This is a genomic window from Embleya australiensis (assembly GCF_051903075.1).
In the GTDB taxonomy this organism is placed as follows: domain Bacteria; phylum Actinomycetota; class Actinomycetes; order Streptomycetales; family Streptomycetaceae; genus Embleya.
Genome location: NZ_CP182422.1, coordinates 6,115,357 through 6,134,712, shown reverse-complemented (window position 1 = coordinate 6,134,712; position 19,356 = coordinate 6,115,357). Strand labels below are relative to the sequence as shown.

18 protein-coding genes are annotated in these 19,356 nt (G+C 72.0%); 8 read left to right on the top strand and 10 right to left on the bottom strand.

What is annotated here, in order from left to right; translation table 11 throughout:
- Positions 1-4: 4 nt before the first annotated feature.
- The 3 genes from ACMXN5_RS26575 to ACMXN5_RS26565 form a co-directional block, all read right to left on the bottom strand.
- Complete coding sequence (locus ACMXN5_RS26575; RefSeq protein ID WP_439677332.1) at positions 5-328, bottom strand: hypothetical protein; 324 nt, start codon at positions 326-328, stop codon at positions 5-7.
- An 18-nt stretch (positions 329-346) separates the two neighbouring features.
- Positions 347-892 (bottom strand): UGSC family (seleno)protein, encoded by a 546-nt coding sequence (locus ACMXN5_RS26570; RefSeq protein ID WP_439677331.1) that lies wholly within the window; start codon positions 890-892, stop codon positions 347-349.
- Between the two features lie 63 nt (positions 893-955).
- Entirely contained in the window at positions 956-2,038 is a 1,083-nt protein-coding gene (locus tag ACMXN5_RS26565; protein ID WP_439677330.1) for a hypothetical protein, read from the bottom strand.
- Between the two features lie 124 nt (positions 2,039-2,162).
- Between ACMXN5_RS26565 and ACMXN5_RS26560 the strand changes: the two genes are divergently transcribed.
- The 7 genes from ACMXN5_RS26560 (at position 2,163) to ACMXN5_RS26530 (ending at position 12,829) form a co-directional block, all read left to right on the top strand.
- Positions 2,163-3,002, top strand: a complete 840-nt coding sequence (locus tag ACMXN5_RS26560; RefSeq protein WP_439677329.1) for an amidohydrolase family protein — start codon at positions 2,163-2,165, stop codon at positions 3,000-3,002.
- Positions 3,003-3,272: 270 nt separating this feature from the next.
- Entirely contained in the window at positions 3,273-4,889 is a 1,617-nt protein-coding gene (locus ACMXN5_RS26555) for a hypothetical protein (protein WP_439677328.1), read from the top strand.
- Between the two features lie 109 nt (positions 4,890-4,998).
- Positions 4,999-5,427 carry a GNAT family N-acetyltransferase gene (locus tag ACMXN5_RS26550; RefSeq protein WP_439677327.1) on the top strand — a complete coding sequence of 143 codons (429 nt, stop codon included), beginning with the start codon at positions 4,999-5,001 and terminating at the stop codon, positions 5,425-5,427.
- 167 nt (positions 5,428-5,594) lie between these two features.
- On the top strand, positions 5,595-7,112 hold the full coding sequence (locus ACMXN5_RS26545) for a CYTH and CHAD domain-containing protein (RefSeq protein ID WP_439677326.1): 1,518 nt from the start codon (positions 5,595-5,597) through the stop codon (positions 7,110-7,112).
- Positions 7,113-7,323: 211 nt separating this feature from the next.
- A complete protein-coding gene (locus ACMXN5_RS26540; RefSeq protein WP_439677325.1) occupies positions 7,324-8,853 on the top strand; it encodes an ATP-binding protein in 1,530 nt (509 codons plus the stop codon).
- Positions 8,850-9,911 (top strand): PD-(D/E)XK motif protein, encoded by a 1,062-nt coding sequence (locus ACMXN5_RS26535; protein ID WP_439677324.1) that lies wholly within the window; start codon positions 8,850-8,852, stop codon positions 9,909-9,911. Before ACMXN5_RS26540 ends, ACMXN5_RS26535 begins: the two co-directional genes overlap by 4 nt.
- Positions 9,908-12,829 carry a Z1 domain-containing protein gene (locus tag ACMXN5_RS26530; protein WP_439677323.1) on the top strand — a complete coding sequence of 974 codons (2,922 nt, stop codon included), beginning with the start codon at positions 9,908-9,910 and terminating at the stop codon, positions 12,827-12,829. The genes ACMXN5_RS26535 and ACMXN5_RS26530 overlap by 4 nt, the downstream gene beginning before the upstream one ends.
- A gap of 85 nt (positions 12,830-12,914) precedes the next feature.
- Here ACMXN5_RS26530 and ACMXN5_RS26525 read toward each other — a convergent pair whose 3' ends face one another.
- On the bottom strand, positions 12,915-13,136 hold the full coding sequence (locus tag ACMXN5_RS26525) for a hypothetical protein (protein WP_439677322.1): 222 nt from the start codon (positions 13,134-13,136) through the stop codon (positions 12,915-12,917).
- 267 nt (positions 13,137-13,403) lie between these two features.
- Here ACMXN5_RS26525 and ACMXN5_RS26520 point away from each other — a divergent pair, with 267 nt between their 5' ends.
- On the top strand, positions 13,404-13,790 hold the full coding sequence (locus ACMXN5_RS26520) for a DUF427 domain-containing protein (protein WP_439677321.1): 387 nt from the start codon (positions 13,404-13,406) through the stop codon (positions 13,788-13,790).
- On the opposite strand, the gene ACMXN5_RS26515 is transcribed toward ACMXN5_RS26520, so the two are convergent.
- From ACMXN5_RS26515 to ACMXN5_RS26490, 6 genes are all read right to left on the bottom strand, one after another.
- A complete protein-coding gene (locus ACMXN5_RS26515; RefSeq protein WP_439677320.1) occupies positions 13,753-14,868 on the bottom strand; it encodes an amidohydrolase family protein in 1,116 nt (371 codons plus the stop codon). The two genes, ACMXN5_RS26520 and ACMXN5_RS26515, sit on opposite strands and share 38 nt — an antisense overlap.
- A 73-nt stretch (positions 14,869-14,941) precedes the next feature.
- Positions 14,942-15,526: a 3-hydroxyanthranilate 3,4-dioxygenase gene (locus ACMXN5_RS26510; RefSeq protein WP_395791782.1), complete on the bottom strand. Its 585-nt coding sequence runs from the start codon at positions 15,524-15,526 to the stop codon at positions 14,942-14,944.
- Complete coding sequence (locus ACMXN5_RS26505) at positions 15,523-16,032, bottom strand: RidA family protein (RefSeq protein ID WP_439677319.1); 510 nt, start codon at positions 16,030-16,032, stop codon at positions 15,523-15,525. Before ACMXN5_RS26505 ends, ACMXN5_RS26510 begins: the two co-directional genes overlap by 4 nt.
- A complete protein-coding gene (locus ACMXN5_RS26500; RefSeq protein WP_439677318.1) occupies positions 16,029-16,814 on the bottom strand; it encodes a 2-keto-4-pentenoate hydratase in 786 nt (261 codons plus the stop codon). Before ACMXN5_RS26500 ends, ACMXN5_RS26505 begins: the two co-directional genes overlap by 4 nt.
- Positions 16,811-17,608, bottom strand: a complete 798-nt coding sequence (locus ACMXN5_RS26495) for a 2-keto-4-pentenoate hydratase (protein ID WP_439678086.1) — start codon at positions 17,606-17,608, stop codon at positions 16,811-16,813. Before ACMXN5_RS26495 ends, ACMXN5_RS26500 begins: the two co-directional genes overlap by 4 nt.
- A 109-nt stretch (positions 17,609-17,717) precedes the next feature.
- Entirely contained in the window at positions 17,718-19,181 is a 1,464-nt protein-coding gene (locus ACMXN5_RS26490) for a 2-hydroxymuconic semialdehyde dehydrogenase (RefSeq protein ID WP_439677317.1), read from the bottom strand.
- Between the last annotated feature and the right edge of the window lie 175 nt (positions 19,182-19,356).

Here is a 19,356-nt window from a genome sequence, read left to right as displayed (position 1 = left end):
GGGCTCAGGGTCCGATCGGGCGGCTCGACCCACTCGGGCCACCCGACCCACTCGGGCCACTCGGCCCCGCCGCGTCTTGGGCATCGTTCGGGTAGCCGATCTCGATCGTCCAGTCCCGTCGCGCCAGCGCGTCCAGCTCTCGGCGCGCCATCCGTCGGGCAACGTCCTTGGGCACCAGGCACGTCGGGCAGGCGGACGGGCCGGCCGTGACGGTCAACGTGACGGTGTCCTCGGCGGGCCGCGCGATCAGCAGCCCGAAGTCGTCCGCCGCCAACATCGCGCCCAACGGCGCGAGCGCGTCCGCCACCGCCGAGTCGGACGGTTGCATGGGTATCACCCTCCTCGGTCAGCCGGTGGTGGCCAGGTGTAGGGCCTGTTCGATCGCCTCGCCGGCCATGGCGGCCAGTTCCGCGTCGGTGGAGCCGCCGAGGGGCCCGCGTACGGTCAGGATCCGGGCCTGGGGCAGGCCGTAGAGCGCGCAGATGTGATGGGCGATCTCGGTGAAGCCCTCGGTGACGAGCAACAGCGTGGGCAGCCCCAGGCGTTCGAGCTCGACCGTGTCGTGGGCGCTCCACGACGTGCACGAGCCGCAGTCGGCGGATCCGGTCAGCACCACGTCGGCCTCCGCTCGCAGCCGGGCCACCAGTTCCGGCTCGGCCGGGAGCGCCGCGCTGACCTTGGCGATTTCCAACACCACGGTCGCGCCGGTGCGGGCGGCCAGGGCGTGGGCGATGGTGCCCATGATCCGTCCGGCGTGTGGCTTGAGGTTGTCCAGGACCGCGATGCGTTTGCCGGTGAGTACGGCCGGCGCGGGGGCGAGTCGGGCGGTGGGGGCACCGACCCGGCCGGTCGGGTCGAGGATTGTGATGGGGGTCGGGGTGGGGGTTGCCATGGGTGGACTCCCTGGATGGAGGCGGCCGTTCGGGTGGCGCGGGTCGGTGTCCCGGCCGGCGGGTCAGTCGACCGGGACCGTCACGCTCCGGGTCAGGCCCCAACTCGGAATCACCATCGAGTGTTTGCCCGGGCCGCCGGCCACCAGGGCCCGGATATTGTCCGCGCTGTCCGTCATCGGCTGGAGGTCGTCGTCCGCGAGTGCGCGCATCCAGGGCCGCCACAACGTCGCGTCGAAGTGCGCCCGGAACTCGCGGGCCGGACGCCGGGCCTTCTCGAACAGGTATGCCTGAACGTCCCGGCGGGCCCACCCGGCCGCGGCGAGCGTGGCCGCGTGTTCGGGGCCGAGCACCACGAAGTACTCGGCACTGGAGACGACGGCGTTGTTGGTGCCGAGCGTGGCCATCACCGAGGCGGCCTTGGCCAGGATCGGCGCCGGGTCGTCGCGCGTCTCCATGTCGTGCACGTTGTGCGGGTTCTCCATCCCCGCCACCGTCACCGCGCTCGGCGCGGTCAGGCCCAGGCTGCGCGGGTACGTCGGCCACGGACTGGCCGCGTCGTGTTCGGCGAAGCAGAAGCCGTACTTGGCCGGTTGCCCGTGTGTGGCCGCGTCGCCCAGACCCGCGTCGCCGAGGCCGTGCGGGGTGCCGCCCGCCACGTGCAGCAGCACCAGTCGCAGCGCCCGCCCGAGGGTGGCGTTGGCCCGATTGCCCGGTCCCGCCGTCCCGGTCCCGGCGTTGAATCCGCAGCGGCGCACCGCCTCGCCGTGGACCACGACCATGATCGAGACGGGGTGGGTGGTCGAGTTGACGCCGCGCAGGTTGAACTCGTCCGCCGTGATCCCGCGCACGGCGGCCACCAGGAGCGGCAGCAGTTCGGGTGAGCAGCCGGCCAACACCGCGTTGACCGCCGGCACGCGCGGGGTGGCCTCGCCGAGCCGTGGCGGGAGCACGCCGATCACCTCGTCCGGGTCGCCGTCGTACCCGGCCGGCATCGTGTGCACCCGGGCCGGCGTCGGCGCGACGACGGGAAGGCCGTCGCCCCAGCCGCGTTCGGCCGGCAGCGCGTACAGGGCCTCGGGCGATTCGTCGGCGAGCACGATCGGCTCGGGAGCGGCGGCGGCGTCCGGATCGGCGGTGGGGGTCATGGCCGAACCCTTCGACGGGGGTGGCGGGCGCTCGGACCATAATCGTGTTCGAAAAAGCAATCAATAGTGGTCGAATATTCGAACATCCAGGGACACGGGTCGGTCGGGACGAGCGGAGCAGCCGGTGATCGTCGACGCACATGTACACATCGCCTCGGCGGACCGGCGGCGCTATCCGCTGTCGCCCACCGGCGTCGGCAGCGCCTGGTTTCGCGCGGACGACGTGGGGGCGGACGCGCTGGCGACGGTCCTGGAATCCGCCGGGGTGGCGCGGGCGGTGATCGTGCAGGCGGTCGGCGCGTACGGGCACGACTGCGCTTATGCGCGGGACAGCGTGCGGGCGGATCCGGAACGCCTCGCGTTGGTCGGCTCGGTGGACCCGGACGGGCCCGATCCGGGCGCGGCCCTGGTCGAGTTGGCCGGGTCATGTGGCGGACTGCTGCGCGGTGTGCGGATGTTCGGCGTCTCGGGCGCGCCGCCGCGGTGGCTCGACGACGGTCGGGCGGACGAGGTGTGGGCGGTGGCCGGCGACCTCGGGCTGACCGTCGTCCCGGTCCTGTTCCCCGACGCCCTGGACCGCTTGGGCGCGTTGGCGGCCCGGCATCCGGACGTCCCCGTGGCCCTGGACCACTGCGGCTTCGCGGACCTGTCCGGCGGCACGCCTTTTCGCGCGGCGGGGCCGCTGTTCGCGCTGGCCGCGCTGCGGGCCGTATGGGTCAAGGTGACCTCGCATGTGTTGCGCGTCGCGGCGGAGGCGGGTGATCCGGCCGACCTGGTGGACCGATTGGCGGACACGTTCGGCGCGGCGCGCCTGGCGTGGGGTTCGGATCATCCGCAGACCACCGGTTCGACGTATCCGGCGATGCTCGACCTCGGCCGGGGCGCCGCCCGCCGCCTCTCCCCCGCCGATCGGTCCCGCTTCCTCGGCGGCACCGCGCTCTCCCTTTGGTGGCCCACCGCATAAGCGACCGTCAGCCCCTGGACCCGGAAGCGGTCCCGCTGGGCCGCCGACTCGTGGCCGCCGGTGCCGCGATCACCCGGACCACCGGAGGGCGGTACACGGGGCCGGAGTGACGCGGGTCACTCGCGTCCAGCCGAAAATCTTTGCGAACGGACCGTGAGCACGCGCCGTTCGGCGTGTCCCAAGAGCACGTGAGCCGACGGGAGTCGGCGCGACGCGACGGTGCACACGGGGGACACGGGGGACACGATGGGCGATGGCAGACAAGCGGAAGTGGTCGTTCCGGTCGATCTGAGCAAGGACCGCCCGGCGGCGGCTGCTCGCACGGGCACCGACGCGGAGCCGGCCGATCGGCGCGTCGAGCGGTCCGGCGACCGGTCCGGCATGCAGCCCGGCGACCGTCCTGGGAGCGCCGCATCGGCGGAGGAGCCGACCGGGCTGCTCTATCACCTGATCCGCTGGCCGATCCGCATCGTCGCGCTGATCGTGCTGTTGCCCGCCCGCCTGGCGTGGGAACTGCTGAAGGTGGCCGGGCGCGCGGTCCGGGACTGGGTGCTGGTCCCGGCGGGGCGGCTGGTCGCGGTGATCGGGCGCGGGTTGCGGTGGTTGTTGTGGGACCGGCTCTTGGTACCGATCGCGTATGCGCTCGCGGTTGTCGGCCGGGGGCTGCGCCGACTGGTCGAGAACGTGCTGTGGCGCGGGCTGACGGCGGTTGCCCGGGTCGTGTGGCGTGGGTTGCGCTGGGCCGTGATGGGGCTGTGGCGCGGGGCGGCGGCGGTTGCCCGGGTGGTGTGGCGTGGGCTTCGCTGGGCCTTGATCGGGCTGTGGCGTGGGCTGCGGCTGGTCGGGAACGGCCTCTGGCGGGGGCTGCGGCTGCTCGGGCGATACGGGATCGTGCTGCCGCTGCGGTGGCTTCGGGACGCGGTGTTGCGGCCCCTGGCCGCCGGGCTGGTCACGGCCGGTCGGTGGGTCGCCCATGCGCTCGGGCGCACGCTGTACTACCTCGTGCTGGTGCCCGGGCGGTGGTCGTGGCGCGTGGCTCGGGTGCTCGCGCGGGGATTCGGGCGGTGGCTGTACTACGTCCTGGTCGTGCCGGCGAAGGCGCTGTGGCGTGGCCTCGTCGCCTGCGGTCGGGTCGCGCTGCGCGGGGCGGGCGCCCTGCTTCGGGGTCTGGCGCTGGTGGGGCGCGGTGTCGTCGTCGTGCTTCGGTGGCTGGTGTTGATCCCCGCCCGGTGGGTGTGGCGCGGCGCGGTGGTGGTGACCCGGGCCGTCGGGCGGGGCCTGTACCACGGCGTGTTCGTCCCCGCGCGATGGCTCGCTCGCGGCTTCCTGCGCGGACTGCGCGCGACCGGGCGCGGAATCCGCGTCGGGTTCGTCGTGCTGGTGGCGCGGCCGGCGGCCTGGGCCTGGCGCCGGGGCATCCGCGTCGGCCGCGCGACCGGGCGGGGACTGTACGTCCTGACCGTGCTGCCGGCGCGATGGGCCGGCCGCAAGGTCGTGCTTCTCGTCCGCCTGCTCGGCCGGGGCCTGTACGTCCTCGCGGTGCTTCCCGCCCGGTGGGCCGGCCGCAAGGTCGTGCTCGTGGTCCGGTTCCTCGGCCGGGGGCTGCGGTTCGTGGTCGTGCGGCCCGCGCTGTGGGGTGGGCGGCGGGCCCGGTCGGGTGCCCGGATGGCCGGTCGTGGGCTGCGGGCGACGGTGGTGCGGCCTTCGGCGTGGGTCGGTCGGGCGATTCTGGCGCCCGCCGGTCGGGCGGCCCGGCGCGCCTGGGGGCACACCGTCGTCCCGGTTCGGGCCGTGTTCCGCACCGTCTGGGAGCAGACGCGCCTGGCCGGCCGCGACGTACGCCGCGCGTTTGGCTTCCGCGGCCGCGGCTCCTCCGACGGCAGGTAGCTCGATACCGCCATTTCGCCCCGTACCATCCCGAGAGGTCCCCCAATCATGGGGGGTCCATTGCCGACAGCGGCTTCTGGAATGGGACCAAATCTCGTTGAATGTCGTCGTGGATACGAATGTGGCGTCGATTCGGCGTGTGACGACGGTGGCCGATGTGCTCGCGGCCGGGGACCTGTTCGACGAACCGGTGCGCCCGGACTGGGCGGCCCGCTTCCTGGGCGAGGCGGGCCATCACATATTGCTCGCCTACGTGGCCGCCACCCCGGTCGGAATGGTCACCGGCGTCGAGACGACCCATCCCGACAAGGGCACCGAGATGTTCCTGTACGAACTGGCCGTCGCCGACAGCCACCAGCGCCTCGGCATCGGCCGTGCCCTCACCGAGGCCCTGGCCGAACTGGCCCGCAAACGCGGCTGCTACGGCATGTGGGTGCTCACCGAACGCGACAACGTGGCCGCCATGGCCACCTACCGCTCCACGGCCCCCGCCACCGAATCCGACCACACCATGTTCGGCTGGACCTTCGACACCTGACCCCGCCCCGCCCGGGTGATCCGTGTCGGACCGGCCGATTCGGGCACACGTATCCGCGAGCCCGGTCGGCGAGCTCCGGTCCCGGACGTGCCGACCATCCGCCCCCGAGGGTCGTTCGACCACCCGGTCGAACGCCTCGTGCCGCCCCCAGGAAGCAGGTGCGTGCCATGGCAGAGGTCGTACGTGAGGTCGAGCGGAAGTATGTCGCGCCGGACGGGGTGGGCGTGCCGGACTTCGTCGGGGTGGCGGACGGGGTGCGGGTCGAGGTCGGGGACACCGTCGAGTTGGACGCGATGTATTTCGACACGCCCGGCCTGGCGCTGGCCGCGCGCGGCATCACACTGCGGCGGCGGACCGGGGGCGGGGATGCCGGGTGGCATCTGAAGTTGCCCGCCGGGGTGGACGCGCGCGACGAGGTACGGGCGCCGCTGGGTGCGTCCGAGCGGGTGGTGCCGGACGACCTCGCGGTGCGGATCCGGGCGTACACGCGCGGCGCGGAGCAGGTGCCCGTGGTGCGCCTGCGGACCGTGCGCGAGCTGCGGATCGCTCGCGCGGACGGACCCGCGCTGGCCGAGATCGCGCACGACACGGTGACCGCGGACGTCTTCCTCGGGTCGAAGGTGACCACCACCTCCTGGTCCGAGCTGGAAGTCGAACTGGTGGACGGCGACGCGGCGTTGGCGAACGCGCTGGAGCGGCGGCTGATCAAGGAGGGCTGGCGGCGCTCCGAGTCCGCGTCCAAGCTCGGGCACGCGCTGGCCGAGGCGGGAGCGCGGCCGGAGCGGCGGATCGCCAAGCCGCGGGCGGGCAGCGCCGGGGCGGTGGCGCTGGACTACGTCCGGGAGCAGGTCGACACCCTGTTCGCGTACGACCCCCGGGTCCGGCTCGACGAGCCCGATTCGGTGCACAAGATGCGCGTCGCCACACGGCGGCTGCGCAGCGCGTTCCGGGTGTTCTCGCGGGTGCTCGACGAGCGGGTGACCGGGATTTTGGGCGCCGAACTCAAGTGGCTGGCGGCCGAGTTGGGTCGGGCCCGGGACCAGGAGGTGTTGGCCGCGCGGCTGCGCGAGCGGGTCGCCGCGCTGCCGGCCGAGGCGGTGCTCGGGCCGGTGGAGGCCCGCCTGACCACCTGGGACGCACGGCGGCGCAACGACGCGCGGGCGCGGATCCTGGCCGATCTCGACGGCCCCCGCTACTTCGCGCTGCTGGACGCGCTGGACGCCCTGGTCGCGCGTCCGCCGTTCACCGTCAAGGCGAACCGCCCGGGCCGGCGGCCGGCCGCGGCGGCCCTGCGCCGGGCCGACCGCCGCACGTTCCGGCGCGCCCGCGTCGCCCTGCGCACCCCCGCCGGCCGGGCCCGGGACACCGCCCTGCACGAGGTGCGCAAGGCCGCCAAGCGGGTCCGCTACGCCGGCGAGGCCACCGGCCCGGCCCTGGGCAAGCCGACCAAGCGGCTCACCAAGCGGGCCAAGGCGATGCAGGGCCTGCTCGGCACGCACCAGGACAGCGTGCAGACGCGCAAGGCGCTGCGGCGGCTTGCGATCGCCGCGCACGCCGCGGGCGAGAACGCCTTCACGTGGGGTCTGCTCTACGGCGAGGAGGTCGCGCTCGCCCGGCGGGTCGAGGCCGACTTCCCCACGCACTGGGCGGACTTCGCCCGTTCCCGGCTGCGCCGCGACCTCTGACGGCGGCTTTCGGGCACGCCCTTCGGCCATGAACTCCGGCCGTGTTTTCCGGCCATGATCGCGGCCGGCACATCTCCGCTCGGGCACCACCCGGTCACGACTCGGGGGTTCCGCTTTCGGCGCGTCGGTCCAACCGCTACGGTCGGTCCGGCGCAAGTGGGGGCGGGCGCGTGACAGCGCGCACCGAAGGTGTGGGGATCCAGGGGTGGGCATGGACGACTGGCGTATCGACGTACCTACGAGCGGCAGCAAGCACCTGCCTCCGGATCCCGGGTACATCAAGGGACTCGCCAGTCAGGGCTATCGCTTCGAGGAGGCGGTGGCCGACCTCGTGGACAACTCGATCGACGCCGGCGCGTCCGAGGTCGTGGTGCATTTCCGGCGCACCGGCGACCTGTTGACCTCGCTGGTCGTGGTGGACAACGGACGCGGCATGACCGAGGCCGAGTTGGACACCGCGATGACCGTCGGCAAGCGGCGGGCGTACGACGACACGTCGCTCGGCATGTTCGGGATGGGCCTGAAGGCCGCGTCCTTCAGCCACGCCGACAGCGTCACGGTGATCAGTCGGGCCAAGCGCGCCGGTACCGTCGGGCGCCGCTGGCGGACCGAGTCGGCGCAGGAGAGCTTCCAGTGCGACATCGTCGAGCTGGAGTTCGCCAAACGTTTCCTCGACCTGTACGACGAGTACGTGGTGTGGAACGGCACGGCGGTGCGGTGGGACGGCGTCCGCGACTTCCCGGCGCGCGGTGACGCCGGGCAGACCGACATCTACGTGACCAAGACGATGCGTTCGCTGGCCGACCACCTCGGTCTGCACCTGCACCGGTTCCTCGCCGACGGGCGGATCCGGATCACCATCGCGGTCTCCGGGACCGACGACGAGGTGCCGCCGATGACCTGGCAGGTCCAGGCCGTGGACCCGTTCGGCTACGCCGTGTCCGGACTGCCGGGCTATCCGCGCGTGTTCACCACCGAACTGGAGGGCGTCGGCCCGCTGACGCTGACCGCGCACGTATGGACGCCGCGCTCGAACGCCGAGCAATTCCGCCTGCCCGGCGGGATCCTGGCCCGTCAGGGCCTGTACGCGTACCGCCACGACCGGCTCGTCCAGGCCGGCGGCTGGTACGGCCTGCGCCAGAGCGAGCAGCACCTGTCGCTGGCCCGGGTCGCGTTCGACCTGCCGGCCGACTCCGAGCATGCGTTCGGGCTGACCGTGAAGAAGGCCGAACTCCAGCCCGTACCGGGCTTCGTGGACGCGGTCGAGCGGGCCGTGGACGCCGACGGGCACACCTTCCTCGACTACCTCAAGGACGCCGAGGGCGCCTATCGGCAGGCCCGGACCACCACGCGCGAGCGCAAGGCGGTACTGCCGCCAGGGAAGGGCTTCGCGCCGGAGCTGCGCACGGCGATCGAGGAGGAACTGCCGTTCGTCCCGGGCGAGGAGCCGATCGAGGTGCGCTGGGTGCCGCTCGGCGGGGACGTGTTCTTCTCGATCGACCGGGACGAGCGCCGACTACTGCTGAACAAGCAGTTCCGCGCCGCGCTGCTCGGCGGCCGGCGCGGCGGGCTCAACGACGTGCCGGTGCTCAAGACGCTGCTGTACCTGCTGATGAACGAGGCGTTCACCGGCGAGCGCATCGGCCCCCGGGTCAAGGACAACCTCGACCTGTGGCAGTCGTTGCTGCTCACCGCGGTCAAGAGCGAGACGGCGAAGTACGGCTCGGAGGGCGGCGCGTGAGCGGCGCGGACGGGCGGAGCCGACACCTGGGCTGCGAGGCGCTGCGCGACCATCTCGACAACGGGGCACCGATGTTGATCCCGGTCGAGGGCGATCCGCCGCTGTACTGGCACCTGGAGGCGGGCGGCCGGCGACCCGCACTGCGCATCCCGGTCCCGGCCGGCACGAAGGCACCCCGGCTTGGCACGCAGGGCGTGCGCGCGGTGTGCGTCCTGGACGGCGGCGAACAGTTCCTGCACGTGTACACCGAACAGATGGACCTGCTACGCGAGTTCCACATCGTGTGCTGCGAGATCGCGGATCGGGTGCAGGTGATGAAGACCCCGCCGGTGGTGGCGGTTCGCACCACCGTCCTCCTCTGGCGCAAGCTCCTGGCCCGGGGCCGGCGTATCTCGCTGGAGGCGGAGATCGGCCTGTTCGGCGAGTTGCTCACGCTGATCGGCCTGGCCGAGGCGCGCGGGTGGCACGCGGCGGTCCGGTCGTGGCAACACCCGGACTGCGCGGACCACGATTTCACCGTCGGGCCGTACGACGTCGAGGTGAAGACCGTGACCGGACGCGCCCGCGTACATACGGTCCACGGGCTGGGCCAGCTCGCGCCCCATCCGGACCGACCGTTGTGGTTCGTCTCGCACATCCTGGACGAGAGCGACACCGGCCGCTCGGTGCTCGGCTTGATCGAGGGTATTCGTTCGACGATCCGCGTACACGCGCCGGACGTGCTGGACGATTTCGACACGCGCCTCAAACTGGGCACGGACAACGAGGCCGAGATCCCTCGCGAACGTCGGTGGGCTTCGGCCGGGAATCCGTTGGCGTTCCCCGCCGACGCCGATTTCCCGCGCCTGACCGAGAGCATTCTCACCACGCTGCCGGAGGCTCTCGTTCGGCGCATCGTCGACATCGACTACCGCATCGACGTCGCCGACCTGGTCCCCTCGATCGCACCCGCCCCGGACGGGATCGACCACGCCGTCGACCTCTCCCGGGTGCTACCGCCCGACGTCGCGTCGGACCTGTCCGAGTCGAACCCATCGAAGGACGGCGGCCGGTGGTGACCGACGATCTCGCGCTCCTCGCGCTGCACCGCGCGGCATTCGGCGGCATGTCCGCCGGTCCCAGGAATCTGGCCAAGGCACTCGCCTACCACGCCGACGAGCACCCCGGCCCGCTGCCCGACCTCGGCGAGGCCGCGTTGCGGCGGCGATTGCACCACGCGCACCCGGACGACGCGCTGCTCATCCTGTGGCGCGATCGACTCAGCCGCTGGGACTTCGCCGACGGCGACATCCCACCCAACACCCAGGCCCGGCGCACGGCCACCTATGAGGCCCTGGGGCTGGCCCCGCCGACCCGTGAACTCCTGGACCGACGCGCGCCGTTCGCCCGCAGCTCGGGCGCGGTGGTGATCACCGACGACGGCTGGGACCCCTGGTACACGGAGGCGGTCGCCCGGCACCACAGCCACTACTGGGAGGCATACCGGGAGACCCTGCTCGGCAAAGGATGGGCGCCCGAGGCCGTCACCGCCCTGGACCGTAACACCACCCGCGTCGTCGAGCGCCTGGCCGATCCCACGTGGGAGCAGCCCTATCAGGCCAAGGGGTTGGTGGTCGGCTACGTGCAGAGCGGCAAGACCGCCAACTTCACCGGCGTCGCCGCGAAGGCCATCGACGCGGGCTACCGCCTGGTCATCGTGCTCACCGGCACCATCGAGGCACTGCGTGCGCAGACCCAGCGCCGCTTGGACATGGAACTCGTCGGTGTCGAGAACATCTACTACGGCCAGGACCCGGACTCCGGCACCCTCGCCTTCCGCGACTACGACTATCTCGACGACCGGGATCGGCTGGACGGCAAGTTCCTGCGCCACGGAGCGTTGCCGTCCCGACTGGGCGGGTTCGACATCGTTCGACTGACCCGGCATCAGGACGACTACCAGGCGCTGCGTCAGGGGCTCAGTGCGCTGGAGTTCGAGAAGGCGGACCGGTTCACGCCGCTGTACGCGCCGGAGAACCTGCATCGCAGTTCGGCCCGGCTGATGGTGGTGAAAAAGAACGCGTCGGTGCTGAAGAAGCTGGTCAAGGACCTGGCCCGGATCAAGACCGAGCGCGGCGAGATCCCCGCGCTGATCATCGACGACGAGTCGGATCAGGCCTCGGTCAACACCTCCGACCCGAAGAAGTGGGCGCAGGACCAGGTCCAGCGCACGGCGATCAACGGGATCATCTCGGAACTGCTCGGCATGCTGCCGCGCGCCCAGTACATCGGTTACACCGCGACCCCGTTCGCGAACGTGTTCATCGATCCGGCCGACTCCGAGGACATCTTCCCGAAGGACTTCGTCATCTCGCTGGACCGCCCGGACGGTTACATGGGCGTCGCCGACTTCCACGACATCGACTCCACGATCCCCTCGGCCGAGCGCACGGTGGCCAACTCCGCCGGGCTCGCGCACGTACGCTCGGTGCGGCCGGCGCATGACGACGACGACAGCGACCTGTGCACCGCGATCGACATGTTCGTGCTGACCGGCGCGATCAAGCTGTTCCGCGAGGACCACGGGCTGGGCGCGGACCACTTCCGGCACCACACGATGCTCGTGCACGAGTCGGTACGCACCCACGTGCACCGGGACCAGGCCGAATTGATCAACGGGATCTGGCGTCGTGCGGGATATCTCGGGGCGGGGGCGCACAAGCGCCTGCGCGCGCTGTACGACGAGGACGTGTGCCCGGTCAGCGAGGCACACGCGGCGGGTGCGTCGATCCCCGACTCGTTCGCCGACATCGCCCCCTACATCGGCATCGCGGCGATGCGGATCGAGGACTCGAACGGCAGTCCGGTCGTGGTGGTCAACGGCGACAAGGAGATCGAGCAGCGCGCCGCCGACTTCGACCGGGACAAGGTCTGGCGGATCCTGGTCGGCGGCGCCAAGCTCTCGCGCGGCTTCACCATCGAGGGCCTGACCGTCTCCTACTACCGCCGCAAGACGCTGACGGCGGACACGCTCATGCAGATGGGCCGCTGGTTCGGTTTCCGCAAGAACTACCGGGACCTGGTCCGGCTCTACATCGGCCGCGACGAGGGTGGTCGCAACGGGGACCTGTACGAGGCGTTCGAGGCGATATGCCGGGATGAGGAGGAGTTCCGCGACCAGCTCCGGCTGTACGCCGAACTCGTGGACGGCGCGCCGCAGGTGACGCCGGCTCAGATTCCGCCCCTGGTCACCCAGCGACTGCCGTGGCTCAAGCCGACTGCGCGGAACAAGATGTTCAACGCGGAACTCGTGGAGACCCGGTCGCCGGGGTTGTGGGTGGAACCCTCGGCCTATCCGAGTAAGCCGGTCGAACTGCGCAACAACGTCGAGCGGTTCGAACCGGTGATCCGATCACTGGGTGCGGAGCGCACCGAGCTGGCCTATCCGGTCGAGGATCGCCTGCTTCGCTACCCGGCCTACATCGGGCGCATCGCGCACACTCCACTGCTGGCGGTACTGCGCGAATTGCGCTGGGCGGAACCCGCCCAGTTCCGGCCGGATCTGGCCTACCTGGAGAACCCCGAGATCGCCGCCAAGATCGACGACTGGGTGGTAATCGCCCCGCAGTTCCAGAACCCCAGCCTCGCCCCGGTGACCCTGCACGGATTCGGCCCGCTCGACGTGGTGAGTCGCCGTCGGCGCGAGGGAGGGCGAATCTCCCGAGTCAGCGTCCCGCCACACCGCTACGCGGCCCGACGGATCGTCGGTACCGACGCCTCGATCGGCGATTCGATCACAGACGGATTGGTCAGCCCCCGCCGGGGGTGCCTGCTGGTTTATCCGACCATGGACCCGGAGGAAAACGAACTCGTCATGGCCTTCGCACTGGTCGCGCCGAGCAAGGCGGTCGCCGCGGACCGGCGCCTCGTCGCCTTTCGGGCCAAGGACTCCTCCCGGGGCGCGGCCGCGATCGTGGCGGCGCCGGCGGTAGTGTGACGCCGTGGGGCGGGGCGGCGTCATCCCGCGATGACGTCGCCCCGCCCGACGAGCCGGTGGGTAGCCGTCCCTGGCTACCGATCCGTCAGTGCACCCAAAGGGCGTAGACGGTGCCGCCGTTGTTCAGACACAGGTACACCGGTCCGTGCGCCGGGACCGTGGCCTTGCCCGCCGCGTCGCACGACTCGGCGTTCGGGTAGTAACCCCAGAGGTAGAAGCCGCTCGGATCCGCCATCGCGGGTTGCGCGGCAACCCCCACACCCACCATTGCCGCGGCCAACGCGATACCCGCCATAGCCTTGCGCATCTGCTCGACTCCGTTCTCGCCCCGAGGGCAACTCGGGGCGTTGGAAAGGTCGTTCGGGCTGAACATGTGGAACATGTGGTGCCGGCGCGCACGCGGAAAACGCTAACCGGTGCCATCGGCACGAGCAATAGGTCTATACCAATTGAATCGATCCATGCATCGATCCACACGTTGCTCACACGTTCGGCCCGTGCTCGGCCGGAATGCACCCCGGGTTCGGGCGGTTGTATCGAATAAGGACCGCCCCTGCCCGCCGGAGGAGAGCCCATGCCGACGTCCACGCCCGGCCACGTCGTGACCACCGTGCACAGCACCCAGACCGTGACCGTCGAGATCGACGGCGAGGTGGTGGCCCGGTCCACCCGCCCCGTCGTGCTCTACGAGACGGGTCTGCCCATCCGCTACTACCTGCCGCCGGACGACGTCGACCTGACCCGCTTCGAGTCCACCGACACGCACACCACGTGTCCGTTCAAGGGCGAGGCGTCCTACTGGAGCTACCTGGGCGGCGCCGACTCCGCCCCGCGCCCGGACGTGGCATGGGAATACCCGAAGCCGATCGAGTCGGTGCCCGACATCGCCGGTCACCTGTGCTTCTACGACTCGGTCGCGCGCGTCACGATCGAGGGGGAACCCCCGGCCCCGCCGGCCTGATCGCGGCGGCCGGCACCGATCCACCGGCCCGGCCCGGCCCGAGGTCCGCCGACGCCCGGCCGACGGCGCGATCCGCGGCCGGGTCGGCGAGGCCGAAGAAGCGCGCCGCGTTGCCGCCGAGGATCAGCGCCCGCTCGTCGGGGCTCAGCTCCGGGCAGCCCCGAACCACCCCGCCGGGGTCCGACTCGCCCAGCGGGAACGGGAAATCGGTGCCGAGCATCACCCGGTCCGCACCCATCACCTCGACCAGCAATCGCAACGCGCGCGGGTCGAACACGGCCGAGTCGACGTAGAACCTGCGCACGTACTCCGACGGCGGTCTGGGCGAATCGGCCCGCACCAGATCCCGGTTGTGCCACGCGTTGTCGGCCCGCCCGAGCAGGAACGCGAAGCTGCCGCCGCCGTGGCAGAAGCACAACTTCAACGACGCGGGCAGCCGTTCGAACGCGCCCCGCAGGATCATCCCCAGGATGCTCAGCTGGGTCTCCGCGGGCATCCCGACCAGCCACGGCAACATGTGGTCGCGCATCCGGTCGCCGCCGAGCATGTCCCACGGGTGCACCAGGACCGGGATGCCCTCGTCCCCGCAGTGCGCCAGGAACTCGGCGATGCCGTCGTCGCCGAGGTAGCGCTCGCCGACGTGATTGCCGATGTGTACGCCGCGATGCCCGGCCGCGACCGCCCGCGACACCGTCTCCCGGGCGGCGCCGAGGTCCTGCAACGGCACCTGGCACAGCGGCAGCAGCCGCCCCGGGTCGGCCGAGCAGTAGTCGAGGATGCGGTCGTTGACCAGGTCGCACCACTCGACCGCGCGCGCCGTCTCGGCCGCGTAGCCGAACATCAGCGGGGTCGAGGAGATCGCCTGGACGTCCACGCCGAGCGTGTCCATCTCGACCAACCGGCTCTCGGCGTCCCACAGCGGCGCGCGCACCGGGCGGTACTCGTCCGGGCCGCTCATCATCATCCCGGTGCCGTCCCCGCGCACCCGCAACCACGGCTCGCCCGCGCCCGCCAGCACGCGGCTCTCGGCGCGCGAGATCCTGGGGAAGACGTGCGCGTGGACGTCGATGACAGTCACGGAACCTCCGTGGTCCACCGCCGGACTCGGCCGACGGTCGGGGCGTGGGGGGAGCGGGCGGCGCGATCGGGGCTCATTCGGCCGCCCCGGGCCGGGGCAGGATCCTCGGCCGCATCGCCTCGGGCCAGACCCGGCCCGGGTGGATCGCGCCGCACCGCGGGCAGGCGCGGTCGCCGGCGTAGAACGCCTCGAACAGCGGCGGCAGGTCGTCCACGATCGAGCGCACCTGTACCGGCGAGCGGTGCACCAGGTGGTGGCACTCGACGCAGTACCACTCGAACGCGTCGACCTCGCCCTCGGCCCGACTGGACTCGATCACCAGTCCGACGCTGCCGGGTTCCGGTCGTTGCGGGGAGTGGCGGACGTGCGGCGGCAGCAGGAAGACGTCGCCCTCGTGGATCGGGATGTCGACCGGCGGCCGGCCCTCCTCCTCCATCACCCGCAACACCATGGACCCCCGGAGCTGGTAGAAGAACTCCTCCAGCGGGTCGTCGTGGAAGTCGGTGCGCTGGTTGGGGCCGCCGACCACGGTGACCACGAGGTCGGTCCCGGTCCAGATCTGGACGTTGCCGACCGGCGGCCGGAGCAGGTCCCGGTGCTCGTCGATCCAGGCGGTGAAGTTGAACGGCAGGCCGTTGCTCGGCTTCGGCAGATTCATCTCGCCCTCTCAGGACTCGACGACGGAGGCAGCGGAGGAGACGGTTCGGATCGCGGCGGCGTCCCCGGACGTTCCCCGGACGGGACGGGCCGCGGGATGTGGGCGACGCAGGAGATCTCGATCAGCAGGTGCGGGTGCGGGAGTTGGTGCACGGCGACGGTGGTGCGGGTGGGGCCGGTCTCGTCGAAGTACTCGGCGTAGACCTCGTTGTAGCCGCCGAAGTCGTTCATGCTCACGAGGTACGTGGTCACCGAGACCGCGTCGGCGAGCCCGCCCCCGGCGGCGGCGAGCAGGTCGGCGATGTTCTCGATCACGGCCCGGGTCTGCGCGCGGATGTCGAGGTCGGTGGTGCCCGCCGAATCCACCCGGACGCCGACGAAGCTGCCGTCGGGGCGCCGCGAGCTGGTCCCCGACACGTAGACGAAGTCGCCGGCCCGGCGCACGTGCGGGAACCGGCCGCGCGGGGCGGCCTTGCCCGCGACCACGATGGCGTCGTCGGCACTCATCGGGTGCTCACCTCGGCCCGGCCAAGCCCCGCCGCGGACACCCGTACATGGACGCCCCTCGGCAGCGGCAGCGCGGCGGTGGCGGCGCCGGCCAGCACGATCCACCCGGGCCGCAGTTCCAGGCCGGCCCCGGCGGCGAGCCGGGCGGCGGCGATCAGCGAGCGCAGCGGGTTGCCCAGGATGGCCGCCGACGACCCGGTCGCCACGGGCCGGCCGTCGATCTCGACGAGCAGGCCCAGGTTGGCCGGATCAACCGTGCCCGGGTCCTGCCACGGACCCACGCCGAAGCCGGCCGCCGACGCGTTGTCCGCGATCACGTCGGGCAGGGTGAAGGCGAAGTCGGCGTAGCGCGAGTCCAATACCTCGTAGGCGACCGCGACGCCGGCGATCGCGCGCACCGCCTCGGCCGGGGTGACCGCGCCGGCGAGCGGGCGGCCGATCAGGAACGCGATCTCCGGCTCGATCCGCGGCTGGATCAGGCCGGCGGTGTCCAGGACCCCGCCCTCCTCGATCAGCATCGCATCGGTGAGCAGGCCCCAGATCACGTCGTCGACGCCCATCTGGATCATCTTGGCGCGGCTGGTGAAGCCCATCTTGACGCCGAGCGGCGCCTCGCCTCGGGCGATCCGCCGCTCGATCACGGCGCGTTGGACCAGGTAGGCGGTCGCCGGGTCGAGGTCGGCGGTGTCGGTGGGGCGCCGGGCGGTCCGCCCGGCGAGCGCGGCCTCGTCCAGCCGGGCGGCGAGCGCCGCGACGAGGTCTGCGTCGTGCGAACCGCTCATCGGTCGTTCTCCTTGGTGTCGTTCGCGGCGAACGCGACCCGGACGTCGCCCAGTCCGTCGATCCGGGCCTCCAGCACATCGCCCGGGACGACCGGCACCATCGGGCCGAGCGCGCCGGTGAGCACGGTGTCCCCGGCACGCAGCGGGCGGCCGAGGCGGACCAGGCGGTCGGCGAGCCACAGGGCCGCGTGCAGCGGATGGCCCAGGCAGGCGGCGCCGACGCCGGTGGAGACCGGTTCGCCGCGCCGCTCCAGGACCATGCCGGCGAGCCGCAGGTCGACGTCGGCGAGCGCCACCGGGCGGTTGCCCAGCACGTACATCCCGGACGAGGCGTTGTCCGCGATCGTGTCCGCGATGGAGATGTCCCAGTCGCGCACCCGGCTGCCGCACACCTCGATCGCGGGCAGCACGAACGCGGTGGCCCGGATCAGGTCGGCGACGGTGTGCCGCTCGTGCGTGAGGTCGGCGGCCAGCACCAGGGCCACCTCCGCCTCGGCGCGCGCCTGCGGCACCGCGCCGACCGGGATCTCCGCCCCGTCGGGCACCGCCATGTCGGCGTACAGCATGCCGAAGTCCGGCTCATGCACCCCGAGTTGGCCCTGCACGGCGGCGGAGGTCAGGCCGATCTTGCGACCGACGAGCCGGCGGCCTTCGGCGAGCCGGGCCAGGGTGAGTCGTTCCTGGACCGCGTACGCCTGCTCGACGCCGTGGATCAGGTCGCGAACCGGTGCGCATGGCAGGCCCGTTCGCTCCGCGTCGAGCAGTCGTGCGGCGGCCGCCTCGACGGCTCCCACGTCGGCTCTCCCGTCGGCCGCCTCGCCGGCCGTCCCGCTGGCATTCGTCACTGTTCCGGACCCTCCAGAGCCTTCGGTGTCCTCGATGTCTTCGATGTCTTCGACGCCTTCAGACGGCGATGCAGATGTTGACCGGCTCGGAGAAGAAGTCCAGCGAGTATTCGCCGCCCTCTCTGCCGATGCCCGATGCCTTGATCCCGCCGAACGGGGTGCGCAGGTCGCGCAGGTTCCAGCAGTTGACCCAGACGATCCCGGCCGCGACGCGCGGGGCCACCCGATGCGCGCGGGACAGGTCGCGGGTCCAGACCGTCGCCGCGAGGCCGTACGGGCTGTCGTTGGCCAGCGCGACCGCCTCGTCCTCGGTGTCGAACGGCGCCACGTGGCAGATCGGCCCGAAGACCTCCTCCCGCACGGTGCGCGCGCTCTGCGGCAGGCCGGTCAGCACGGTCGGCTCGACGTGGAAGCCCCGATCGCGCTCGTCGCCGAAGCTCGGTACCCCGCCGCCGGCGACGACCGTCGCGCCCTCCTCGACCGCGAGCCGGTAGTAGGACAGCACCTTGTCCCGGTGCGCGGCCGAGATCATCGGCCCGTAGTCGGTCAACGCGGCGGCTCTGCGGCCCAGTTCGGCGACGAAATCGGCGTGGATCGAGCGCTCGACGTAGACCCGCTCGGTGCACAGGCAGATCTGCCCGGAGTGGGTGAAGGCGGAGCGCAGGGTGCCCGCCACGGCCTGCTCGAAGTCGGCGTCGGCGAACACGATCGCCGGGTTCTTCCCGCCGAGTTCGAAGGAGACCGGGGTGATGTGTTCGGCGGCCACGCGCATGATCGCGGTGCCGGTGGCCGACTCGCCCGTGAATGCGATCGCGTCGACGTCCGGGTTCGCGGTCAGGAACTCCCCTGCGGCGCCCGCGCCGTGACCGTGGATCAGGTTGAACGTGCCGACCGGCAGGCCGGCCTCGTGGATCACCTCGGCGAGCAGCGTCGCGGTGGACGGCGTCTCCTCCGACGGCTTGGCCACCACGGTGTTGCCGGCCGCGAGCGCGGGCGCCACCTTCCAGGTGAGCAGCAGCAGCGGGAGGTTCCACGGCGAGACGATCGCGACCACGCCGAGCGGCCGGCGCACGGTGTAGTTGAGCGCCTGCCCGGTGCCGCCGCTCCATCCCGGCACGGCGGTCGAGTGGGCCCGCTCGGGCCGGCCGTACAGCAGGTCGGCGTAGGCCCGGAAGTTGCCGATCGCACGCGGGATGTCCACGCTCGCGGCCAGGTCGCGCGGCTTGCCGGTGTCCGCGACCTCGGCGTCGACGAACTCCTCGAAACGGGCCTCGACGCCGTCCGCGATCCGCCGCAGCGCCGCGGCCCGCGCCTCGACCGAGGAGCCGCCCCACGTGGCCAGCGCCGCCCTGGCAGCCGCCACGGCCGCGTCCACCGTCTCCCGGTCGGCCTCGGGCACCTCGCCCACCACCGTCCCGTTCACCGGGTCCACCAGCGGAAACCGCGCGGCGCCTGCGGGCCGGAACTCCCCCGCCACGTAGTGCGCGGACCGGACCGCCTTCCCGACCACCGATCGTGCCATCGCCGATCCCTTCGCCGCAGTGACGATCGCCGTCGCCATCGTTGTCAATCATCCGCCCCCGGGTTTGTCACCTCGGGCTTTCCCACCCCGAGCCTCCCGCGCCACGGCATGCCCGTCCAATACCTGTTGGAGGCTCGCACATATCGTTTCGGATATACCGCATTGCTAATGCTCA